Raw genomic sequence first — 10,527 nt, 5'->3', positions numbered from 1 at the left:
AATGATTCTGGCAACGTATCGCTTGCTTTAAAACAATTAATAGTTGCTTGATCAAACGTCTGCAAGATGGACAATCATCCTTCCTGCAGGCGCCTTCACAAGATACCTGCGCATACTTTCAAAGATCTTGGGAAGTGGCCTCAGCGCCGTTCCCGCGTGCTGCGAAGTTTCCTTCGTAGCGAGCCGCCTATTATGCCGGACTTTTCGAGTCCGTCAACACCTTTCGTTCGATCATCTCGTTCGTCGGTGGCGGCGTCCCTTGTGTCGCTGAAGCCCCTTGTTGGCGACCCCTGCGACGGGGGAGGGAAAGTATGTCCCTATTCGCGGCCTTTGTGAAGGGGGTGTGGCAACTTTTTTCATCGGATGTTGCATCCGTTCATGCAAAGGCGCCGCCACAGGCCCCGCGAACAGCGGCAGAGCGTCAGCGCCGCTCTGCAGGAGCAGAAGCAGGGGCCGGCTGCGCCGGCCCCTGCCTCCGGTCAGGCAGCGACCAGGCGCACGCGGGCGAAGGTGCGCTTGCCGACCTGCAGCAGCCCCTCGAAGCCGGGCTGCAGTACCTGTTGGCCGTCTTCCACCACTTCACCGTCCACCTTCACCGCACGCTCCTTGAGCTTGCGGTTGGCCTCGGAGTTGCTCGGGGTCAGGCCGGCGGCGGTCAGCAGGGCCGCGATGCGCAGGCCCTCGGCCGGGATGGCCACATCCTGCAGCGGCAGCTGGGTGATGTCGCCCTGCCCGGTAACGGCAGCTTCCCAGCCGGCAATCGCCTGCTCTGCCGCTGCGGCATCGTGGAACCGGGCAGCCAGTTCGCGGGCCAGGCGCAGCTTGACCACGCGCGGATTCAGGCCGGCGGCGATCTGCTCGCGCAGGGAGGCCGCTTCGGCCTGGCTGATATCGAAGGACAGCAGTTCGATCCAACGCCACATCAGGGCATCATCGACCTTCATGGTCTTGGTGACGATGTCGATGGCCGGCTCGCTGATGCCGATGTAGTTGCCCAGCGACTTGGACATCTTGTTGACGCCGTCCAGGCCTTCCAGCAGCGGCATGGTCAGCACCACCTGCGGCTTCTGGCCGTGGTGTTCCTGCAGGCCACGGCCCATCAGCAGGTTGAACTTCTGGTCGGTACCGCCCAGCTCGACGTCCGCTTCCAGGGCCACCGAGTCGTAGCCCTGCACCAGCGGGTACAGGAATTCGTGGATGGCGATGGACTGCTGGGCGGCATAGCGCTTGGCGAAGTCGTCGCGCTCGAGCATGCGTGCCACGGTGTGCTGGCCGGCCAGGCGGATCATGTCGGCCGCGCTCATCTTGCCGAACCACTCCGAATTGAAGCGGACCTCGGTGCGGCTGCGGTCCAGCACCTTGAACACCTGCTCCTCGTAGGTCCGGGCGTTGGCCAGCACGTCGTCACGGCTGAGCGGCTTGCGGGTCAGGCTCTTGCCGGAGGGGTCGCCGATCATGCCGGTGAAGTCGCCGATCAGGAAAATGACCTGGTGGCCGAGGTCCTGGAACTGACGCATCTTGTTCAGCAGCACCGTGTGGCCCAGGTGCAGGTCAGGCGCGGTGGGGTCGAAGCCGGCCTTGATGCGCAGCGGGCGGCCTTCCTGCAGGCGCGCGCGCAGATCCTCGAGCTTGAGGATCTCGTCGGCACCGCGGCCGATCAGGGCAAGGGCTTCTTCAATCGAGGACACGTGACTACTCCCGGCAACGCCGTTTCTTATGTGGGGTGTTAAAGCGAAGTTAACCCGATCGGCTTCACAAAAGCCAATAGGCACAAGGGTTTGACGCGAATTTGTTAGGTGTCTATGTTACCGGCGTTTGGGCCCGCGTTCCCGGGTCAGCCAGAGACCGACATCTGATGCTCAATTCCGATCAAGGCCGCGCTCGCAAGCAGCGCTTCCAGGAACGACTCCACGTCCTGCACGACAACGCCCTGCACCGGAAGCTGAGGCAACACCTTCCCGCTGCGTTCAATGAGCGCTGGACGCGGCGTCATTGGATGCACGCCAGCCTGTTTGTGACCATTGGCGCGCTGGTGGCCACGATCGTGCCGGGCTTCTCGCACACCATCGATGCGCCCTACGCCGACAGCCACACCAGCCTGGCACTGCCGTTGCCGCCGTTGGCAATGGCCCGCCAGCAGCAGATCCCCGGCGACAGCTGGCAGGTGCTGCGGGTGCAGCGCGGGCAGACCCTGAGCGACCTGTTCGACAAGGCCGGCATCTCCGCCACCACCCTGCACCGGGTGCTGGACCATCCGGGTGCGCGCGAATCGCTGACCAAGCTGCGCCCGGGTGCCGAGATCGCCTTCGACATGCCGCTGTCCGGTGACCTGCGCAGCATCCGCTTCGACCGCGATGCCGACAACCGGGTCGAACTGAGCCTGAGCGGCGATGACATCAAGGAAACGGTGACCAAGCGCGAGACATCCACGCGCACGGTGGTCACCAGCGGCGAGATCACCAGTTCGCTGTATGCGGCCGCGCGCCGCGCCGGACTGTCACCGTCGGCGATCGCGACGATGACCGACGACATCTTCAAGTACGACATCGACTTCTCCAAGGACCTGCAACCGGGCGACCGCTTCAGCGTGGTGATGGATGAGACCTGGCGCGAGGGCGAGAAGGTCGATACCAGCAAGATCCTGGCGGCGACCTTCACCACCGGCGGCAAGACCTATTCCGGCTTCCGCTTCGACCGCAACGGCAAGTCCGAGTACTACGACATCAGCGGCCGTTCGCTGAAGAAGAGCTTCATCCGCATGCCGATCCCGTTCGCCCGGCTGAGTTCGACCTTCGGCGCGCGCAAGCACCCGGTGCTGGGCAAGATGCGCATGCACAAGGGCGTGGACTACGCCGCGCGCACCGGTACCCCGATCATGGCCGCCGGCGATGCGCGGGTGCAGTTTGTCGGCGTGCAGCGCGGTTATGGCAACGTGGTGATCCTCGACCACGGCCGTGGCCACACCACCCTGTACGGCCATATGTCGCGCTTTGCCGGGATCAAGAATGGCCAGCGCGTGGCCCAGGGCACGGTGATCGGCTACGTCGGCTCGACCGGCCTGGCGACCGGCCCGCACCTGCACTACGAATTCCGCGTCAATGGCGAGCACCGCAACCCGCTGACGGTGACCATGCCGCCGCCGGAGCCGCTGAAGGGCGCCGAGCTGGTGGCCTTCCGGGCGCAGACCGCGCCGGCGATGGCCCGCATCCAGGGCATGGAGAAGCTGATCTACGCCGACGCCAGCCCCGCGCCGGCCGCCGAAAGCGCGAGCACCGAGGTGGCCAGCGCCAAGGACAAGGCGCCGGCAGGCCGCAAGCGCGGCTGAGCCCTGCGTTGACGAAGGAGGACACGGCAGCACAAGCTTGCCGTGTCCTTTTTTTATGCCCGCCATGAACACCACTGCCGATCCGTCCCTTCCCCTCTACCTGGGCCTGATGTCGGGCACCAGCGCTGACGGCATCGATGCCGCGCTGGTGCAGTTCCCGGCCGATGGGGGGTGCCGCTTCGTGCACGGGCTGACCGCCCGCTGGGAGCCGGTGCTGCGGGCGCGGCTGGTGGCCCTCGGCGAAGGCGGCCCGCTGCAGTCGCTGGAGGAGCTGGGCGAACTGGACGCGCGGATTGCGATCAGCTTCGCCGCCGCCGCCAACCAGCTGCTGGAAGAAGCCGGTGTCGACCGTTCGCAGGTACGAGCCATCGGCTCGCACGGGCAGACGGTGCGCCATCGACCGTTGGCCGACCCGGCCTTCACCGTGCAGCTGGGTGACGGCAACCGCATCGCCGAGCTGACCGGCATCACCACCGTGTGCGATTTCCGCCGCCGTGACGTTGGCGCCGGTGGCCATGGCGCGCCGCTGATGCCGGCCTTCCACCTGGACATGCTGGGTGCGGCCGATGAGGACCGTGCGGTGCTGAACCTGGGCGGGATCGCCAACCTGACCCTGATCCCATGCGAGGGCGTCGTGCGTGGCTTCGATACCGGCCCGGCCAACGCGCTGATGGATGCCTGGTGCCAACGCCATACCGGGCGCAGCTTCGATGCTGACGGCGCCTACGCAGCCAGCGGTGCGGTGGATGACAGCCTGCTGGCCGGCTGGCGCGCGGATCCGTGGTTCGCGCTGCCGCCGCCCAAGAGCACCGGGCGCGAGCAGTTCCACCTGCCGTGGGCCGAGGCACACATGGAGGAAGGCCAGTTCGCCGCAGCCGATGTGCAGGCAACACTGCTGGAGCTGACCGCGGCGACGGTGGTTGATGCGCTGCTGGCCCAGCAGCCGCACACCCGGCGGGTGCTGGTGTGCGGCGGTGGCGTGCGCAATACGCAGTTGATGCGGCGGCTGGCGGCGCGGTTGCCGGGCGTGGTGGTGGAGTCCACGGCGCTGCACGGGCTGGACCCGGAGTATGTGGAGGCGATGGGGTTTGCCTGGCTGGCGCAGCGGACGATGGACGGGCTGCCGGGCAACCTGCCGAGCGTGACCGGGGCGACGGGGCCGCGGATTCTCGGGGCGATCCATCCGGCGTGAGGTGACGCCATCCGCCGGGCATGGCCCGGCGCTACCCGTCGGCGGCGCGCGGTAGCGCCGGGCCATGCCCGGCGACCCGACATCAGATCAATCGAAGCCCTGGCCGGCCGGCAGCGCCTGCAGTGCGGCGATCGCGTCGGAAAGCGCGTCGACTTCGGGATCGCCGAAGCCGGAGCGGACCTCCAGTTCACTGCTGAACAGGCCCTGCTCCAGCAGGACCGCGCAGGTCTGTTCGTGGGTCCAGCCCCGGGCCACCGAGACCCGTTTGATGCGTTCCAGCAGCAGCGGGTCCAGGTCCCGCAGCACTACGTCGGCCATGCTCACTTCCCCGTTCGCAAGGCACCGCCCCCTCGGCGCGTCGGGGCGATCATCCCGCAGTAGGCGCGGACAGGCAATCAGGCGGCGGGGGACGGCCCACGATCAACGATGCGTGGCCACAGCCAGGCCAGCAGCAGCATGGTGGGCACCACCGTGACGGCGCTGAGCATGAAGAAGGTGCTGTACGAGGTGGCCTCCACGATGTAACCGGAAACGCCGCCGACGAACTTGCCCGGCAGGTTGGCCAGCGATACCAGCAGGGCATACTGGGTTGCGGTGAAGTTGCGATCGGTCAGCGAAGACATGAAAGCCACCAGCACCGTGCCGGCAAAGCCCTGGAACAGGTTGTCGGCGCTGAGCGCGGCGTAGAACGCCCACAACTGCCCCGGATTGTGCGCCATCAGCAGGAAGGCCAGATTCGACAGGGCCACACCCAGCGCCGCGACAAGCAGCATCCGGCGGAAACCGAAGGCGGCGACGGCGATACCGCCAAGGAACGCCCCACCAATACCCATCCACACGCCGAACAGCTTGGAGACCGTAGCGATGTCTGCCTTGTCGAAGCCCGAATCGAGATAGAAGGGTCCGGCCATCACGCCGATGACCTGGTCAGGAAACTTGAAGAACCCGACGAACGCCAGCAGCGCCAGCGCCAGTGCCATGCCGTTGCGGGTGAAGAAGCTGGTGATCGGCTGTACGAACGCTTCGGCAATGTCGATGCGGCGCTGCACGGCGTTGGCCGGGCGCTCCGGTTCGCGGCAGAACAGGGTGGTGATGATCGGCAGGATCATCAGTGCGGCCATGGCCAGATAGGCAATGATCCAGCCTTCGAACTGTGCCAGGTACAAGGCGCCGGCACCGGCCAGGATCAGGCCGATGCGATAGCCCAGCGTGTACGTGGCGGCCAACGCGGCCTGCGCGGTCTGCGGCGCGATCTCGATGCGGTAGGCGTCGACCACTGAATCCTGGGTGGCACCTGCAAACGATGCCACCAGTACCCAGGCCACCAGCGGCCACACGCCCTGCTCTGGTCGCACGAACGCCAGTGCCACCAGGCCCACCAGTACCAGGATCTGCGAGACCAGCAGCCACGAGCGGCGGCGACCGAGGAACCCCAGCAACGGAAACGCGTAGCGATCCAGCAGGGGTGCCCAGACGAACTTGAGCAGGTAGAAGAAGCTGGCCAGGCTGATCAGGCCGATGCTGCCCAGATCGAGGCCGACATCGCGCAGACGGGTGGACAGGGTCTGCGAGGCGATCAGCAGGAACGGCAGGCCACTACCGAAGCCCAGCAGGGCCATGGTCAGCGCCGAGGGCGTACCGAACGCACGCTTGATGCCGGCCCAGCCCTTGTAACCGGCAGGCTTGGCAGCCTCGGTCACAGGTCGTAGTCCACGATGAACGGCGCGTGGTCGGAGAAGCGCTGGTCGCGATAGATCGAGCAGCTGCGCAGGCGGTCACGCAGGCCCGGGGTGATGAACTGGTAGTCGATGCGCCAACCAACGTTGTTGGCGCGGGCGGCGCCACGGTTGCTCCACCAGGTGTAGTCCTCGCCGGTCGGGTTGAGCAGGCGGTAGGCATCGGCCCAGCCGCGACCTGCGCCCACATCGGTGGCCTGGCCATGGTCGGCACACAGGGCATTGAGCCAGTCGCGTTCCTCGGGCAGGCAGCCGGAGTTCTTCTGGTTGGACTTCCAGTTCTTGATGTCCAGCGCCGAGCGGACGATGTTCCAGTCGCCACACAGCACGTAGTCGCGGCCACTGCGCGCCCATTCTTCGAGGATCGGCCGCAGCCACTCCATCACTTCAAACTTGAAGCCCTGGCGCAGGTCGCCCGAACTCCCGGACGGGATATAGAAGGAGACCACGCTGAGGTTGCCGAAGCGGGCCTCGATGTAGCGGCCTTCGTCGTCGAACGGGGCCCAGCCCAGCGAGGTGATGACCTGGTCCGGTTCGCGCTTGCTGTAGATCGCCACGCCGCTGTAGCCCTTCTTGGTGATGGCATCGCGGTAGAAGCAATGGTGGCCGTCCGGGCGGAACATCGGGTCGGTCAGCTGGTCTTCCTGGGCCTTGGTCTCCTGGATGCAGAGGACGTCGGCGTCCTGGCCACGGAACCAGTCGAGGAAGCCCTTGGTGGCGGCCGAGCGGATGCCATTGGCGTTGAAGCTGATGATGCGCATGCGGAAGAACCTACGGCGGGAAACCGGGCAAGCATACCGGTTGCCTGCCGGGCTGAGCAGCCCGCGGGGGCAGCTGCGGATACCTGCGTGAAGGGGCCGGACGAGCGCAGAAAGCCCAGCTGGATTAGGATTTGCGCTCCAAATGAAGATGAATCGAGTTTTGATGAGCGACCACCGTCACCGTTTCCTGCAGCTGGCCCTGACCGCCGACGCCCTGCGCTTCGGCCAGTTCACCCTCAAGTCCGGCCGGCTGAGCCCCTATTTCTTCAACGCCGGCCGTTTCGACTCCGGTTCCCTGCTGTCGCAGCTGGGTGCGTGCTATTCCGACGCCATCGACGCCACCGGGATCAAGTACGACGTGGTGTTCGGCCCGGCCTACAAGGGCATTCCGCTGGCCACCGCAATGGCCTGCGAGCTGGCCCAGCGTGGCCGCGACCTGCCGCTGTCGTTCAACCGCAAGGAAGTGAAGGACCATGGTGAAGGCGGCCAGTTGATCGGCGCCGACATGACCGGCAAGCGCGTGCTGATCGTCGACGACGTGATCACCGCCGGCACCGCCATCCGCGAGGCGCTGGCGATCATCCGCGCTGCGGGCGGTATTCCGGCCGGCATCGTGGTCGCCCTGGACCGCCAGGAGATCGCCTCGGACAGCGACCATCGCTCCGCCGCACAGGCCGTGGCCGAAGAAGCCGGCATCCCGGTGATCGCCGTGGCGACGCTGGCCGACCTGCTTGATTTCGCGTCCGGAAATCCGGAACTTGTAGGCTACCGGCAGCCGCTGGAGGCCTATCGCGCCCAGTACGGCGTCCGTTCCACGCGCTGACCACCAGGGGGAAGGTCGCATGTTCCGAGTTCCTGCCATCGTTGCTGCCAGCCTGCTGCTGGTGATGCCGCAGACGCTGCTGGCACAGTCCAGCGGCAAGGCCGCAGACAAGAAGCTGTACTGCTGGAACGAGGGCAAGGAGCGGATCTGCAGCGACGCGCTGCCGGCCGATGCGGTCAACCACGCCCGTGATGAGTTCAGCGCCAACAGCGGCCTGCGCAACGCGCAGGTGCAGCGCGCGTTGAGCGATGAGGAACGCGCTGCCGCCAGCACGGCGGCGGCGCAGGTCCAGCTGGACCAGATGGCCGAGCAGACCCGGCAGCGTACCGAACAGGCGATGCTGACCACCTACGGTGATGAGAATGCGCTGCGGCGCGTGTTCGCCGAGCGCCAGGAGGTGCTCGACAACAACCTCAAGACCGCCCAGTACAACGTGGCCAGCCTGCGCGAATCGCTGGTGGCCCTGCTTGCTGCCGCCGGCGACCGCGAACTGGCCGGCGGCAAGGTGGCCGACAAGCAGGCCCAGGCGATCGGCCAGCGCCATGCGCAGCTGCAGTCGCAGCAACGGCTGCTGGCCAGTTTCGAACAGCAGCAGCAGGCATTGAAGGTCGAAATCGAAAGCAGCCTGCAGCGCTATCGGCAGCTGAAGGGATTGGCGCCGGTGGACGTGCCGGCACAGACCCCGGCGGGTTGAGCGGCGCGCTGCTCGCCCGGCATGGGCCGGCGCTGCCGCTTGCCGGGTTACGGCCTGGACCCTGAAATTTATGCACTCTTTACGCGTCGGCCCTGTCCGGCGCGTAGTGCGTTTATGGGGGCGGGGACGACGATGACGGCCTGAGGTGGAGGGGTTCCACCAGGTCTCAAATTCCATGTCCCCCTGGCTGTCGTTGCTGTGTGGCGTGCTGGTGCTGGTTGCCGCCGCCTATCTTCTTTATGTCGTGCTGCGGCCCGAGTCGTTCTGAGCGGAGCCTGCCATGACTGAAATTCTTGCCATTCTTGCCGCCAGCCTGGTGCTGGCCTGGCCCCTGGGCCTGTACCTCGCCCGGGTGATGCGCGGCACGCCGATGAAGGTCGACGTGCTGTTCCACTGGATCGAAAAGCCGCTGTACAAGGTGCTCGGCGTTGATCCTTCACGTTCGATGTCCTGGCGGGGCTACGTGCTGGCATTCGTGCTCAGCAACGTGGTGATCGCGGTGCTGACCCAGGCCGTGTTCATGACCCAGGCGTGGTTGCCGTTGAATCCGGACCAGATCCCGAACATGCGCTGGGACACGGCGCTGCACACGATGATCTCGTTCCTGACCAACACCAACCAGCAGCACTATTCCGGCCAGGCCCAGCTGTCCTACTTCTCGCAGATGACCGGCATCACCGGCCTGCAGGTGGTGACGCCGATGATGGGCCTGGCGCTGGCCGTGGCCACGTTGCGTGCATTGTTCTCGCGCGCGCCGAAATCGGTTACCGCGCCCGCCGCGGGCGATGACCGCCAGGTGGCGGTGGGCAATTACTACGCCGACGTCGTGCGCCTGTGCGTGCGCTTCCTGCTGCCGCTGTGCCTGGTATGGACGCTGCTGCTGACCAGCCAGGGCGTGCCCTCCACGATGGCCGGTGGCCCGCAGGCCACGCCGATCGATGCCAGTGCCGGCATGGCGCAGCAGAAGCTGCCGCTGGGCCCGGTTGCGGCGATGGTCGCGGCCAAACAGCTGGGCGCCAACGGCGGCGGCTGGTATGGCCCGAACAGCAGCTTCCCGCTGGAGAACCCGACCCCGGTGTCGAACATGCTGGAGGTGATCGGCATCCTGCTGGTGCCGATGGCGGTGATCTTCATGATCGGCGCGTTCACCGGGCGCCGTCGTTTCGGCGCGCTGGTGTTCAGCTGCATGCTCGGCATGTCGCTGCTGTCCACCGGTGCGATGGTATGGAGCGAGGGCCATAGCGCGAGCGCGGCCACGCCGCTGCTGATGGAAGGCAAGGAAGTACGCTTCGGCGCCGATGGCACCGCGCTGTGGGCGGCGGTGACCACCCAGGTCTCCAACGGTTCGGTCAACGGCATGCATGATTCGCTGAGCCCGCTGTCTGGCGGCCTGGCGATGGTCAACATGCTGGTCAGCGCGATCTGGGGCGGCATCGGCTGCGGCCTGCAGCAGTTCATCGTGTACCTGCTGCTGGGTGTGTTCCTGGCCGGGCTGATGACCGGCCGTACACCGGAACTGTTCGGCCGCAAGCTGGAAACGCCGCAGGTGCGCCTGCTGGCACTGCTGGTGCTGCTGCAGCCGATCACCCTGCTGCTGTTCACCGCGATCACGCTGGCCGTGCCGGGTCTGGCGGGCACCTCCAATCCCGGCTTCCATGGCATCAGCCAGGTGTTCTACGAGTACGTCTCGGCCTACGCCAACAACGGCTCGGGCTTCGAGGGACTGGGTGACGCCACGCCCTGGTGGAACCTGAGCTGCTCGCTGGTGCTGCTGCTGGGCCGCTTCCCGCTGCTGATAATCCCGCTGGTGGTGGCCGCACAGCTGGCCGCCAAGCGGCAGGCCCCTGAATCGGCCGGCAGCCTGCAGATCGAAACCCCGACGTTCGCCCTGACCCTGGTCTCGGTGATCGTCATCCTGACCGTGCTGCAGTTCATGCCGGCGCTGGTACTCGGCCCGATCGCCGACCACCTGAGCCTGGGACTGCACTGAGGACAC

Annotated in this window: 10 protein-coding genes; 6 read left to right on the top strand and 4 right to left on the bottom strand. The window is 66.3% G+C overall.

Annotation, left to right across the window (positions count from 1 at the left end; genetic code table 11):
* Window positions 1-479: 479 nt before the first annotated feature.
* Window positions 480-1,688, bottom strand: coding sequence for a tyrosine--tRNA ligase (gene tyrS, locus LC407_RS19815; protein WP_025879425.1), 1,209 nt, complete (start codon window positions 1,686-1,688; stop codon window positions 480-482).
* A gap of 167 nt (window positions 1,689-1,855) precedes the next feature.
* On the opposite strand from tyrS, the gene LC407_RS19810 reads away from it, so the two are divergent.
* Both LC407_RS19810 and LC407_RS19805 read left to right on the top strand, forming a co-directional pair.
* Window positions 1,856-3,325, top strand: a complete 1,470-nt coding sequence (locus LC407_RS19810) for a peptidoglycan DD-metalloendopeptidase family protein (protein ID WP_025879426.1) — start codon at window positions 1,856-1,858, stop codon at window positions 3,323-3,325.
* Between the two features lie 64 nt (window positions 3,326-3,389).
* Window positions 3,390-4,517: an anhydro-N-acetylmuramic acid kinase gene (locus LC407_RS19805; RefSeq protein ID WP_223483455.1), complete on the top strand. Its 1,128-nt coding sequence runs from the start codon at window positions 3,390-3,392 to the stop codon at window positions 4,515-4,517.
* Between the two features lie 87 nt (window positions 4,518-4,604).
* On the opposite strand, the gene LC407_RS19800 is transcribed toward LC407_RS19805, so the two are convergent.
* The 3 genes from LC407_RS19800 to LC407_RS19790 form a co-directional block, all read right to left on the bottom strand.
* Window positions 4,605-4,835, bottom strand: coding sequence for a hypothetical protein (locus tag LC407_RS19800; protein ID WP_025879428.1), 231 nt, complete (start codon window positions 4,833-4,835; stop codon window positions 4,605-4,607).
* A 77-nt stretch (window positions 4,836-4,912) separates the two neighbouring features.
* Window positions 4,913-6,217 carry an MFS transporter gene (locus LC407_RS19795; protein ID WP_032977021.1) on the bottom strand — a complete coding sequence of 435 codons (1,305 nt, stop codon included), beginning with the start codon at window positions 6,215-6,217 and terminating at the stop codon, window positions 4,913-4,915.
* Entirely contained in the window at window positions 6,214-7,014 is an 801-nt protein-coding gene (locus LC407_RS19790) for an exodeoxyribonuclease III (RefSeq protein WP_032977024.1), read from the bottom strand. Before LC407_RS19790 ends, LC407_RS19795 begins: the two co-directional genes overlap by 4 nt.
* Window positions 7,015-7,177: 163 nt before the next feature.
* On the opposite strand from LC407_RS19790, the gene pyrE reads away from it, so the two are divergent.
* The 4 genes from pyrE (at window position 7,178) to kdpA (ending at window position 10,521) form a co-directional block, all read left to right on the top strand.
* The gene (pyrE, locus tag LC407_RS19785; RefSeq protein WP_025879424.1) at window positions 7,178-7,837 is read left to right on the top strand and encodes an orotate phosphoribosyltransferase; all 660 of its coding nucleotides are present in this window, start codon (window positions 7,178-7,180) and stop codon (window positions 7,835-7,837) included.
* A 19-nt stretch (window positions 7,838-7,856) separates the two neighbouring features.
* Complete coding sequence (locus LC407_RS19780) at window positions 7,857-8,531, top strand: hypothetical protein (protein WP_025879423.1); 675 nt, start codon at window positions 7,857-7,859, stop codon at window positions 8,529-8,531.
* A 175-nt stretch (window positions 8,532-8,706) separates the two neighbouring features.
* The gene (locus LC407_RS19775) at window positions 8,707-8,799 is read left to right on the top strand and encodes a potassium-transporting ATPase subunit F (protein ID WP_005407770.1); all 93 of its coding nucleotides are present in this window, start codon (window positions 8,707-8,709) and stop codon (window positions 8,797-8,799) included.
* 12 nt (window positions 8,800-8,811) lie between these two features.
* Window positions 8,812-10,521 (top strand): potassium-transporting ATPase subunit KdpA, encoded by a 1,710-nt coding sequence (gene kdpA / locus LC407_RS19770; protein ID WP_025879422.1) that lies wholly within the window; start codon window positions 8,812-8,814, stop codon window positions 10,519-10,521.
* The last annotated feature ends 6 nt before the right edge of the window (window positions 10,522-10,527 follow it).

Origin of the sequence: Stenotrophomonas sp. OVS01A (genome assembly GCF_019969775.1) — a bacterium.
Lineage (GTDB): Bacteria > Pseudomonadota > Gammaproteobacteria > Xanthomonadales > Xanthomonadaceae > Stenotrophomonas > Stenotrophomonas indicatrix.
Note: the sequence above shows the minus strand (reverse complement) of the source record. Positions and strands in the feature narration are given on the sequence as shown.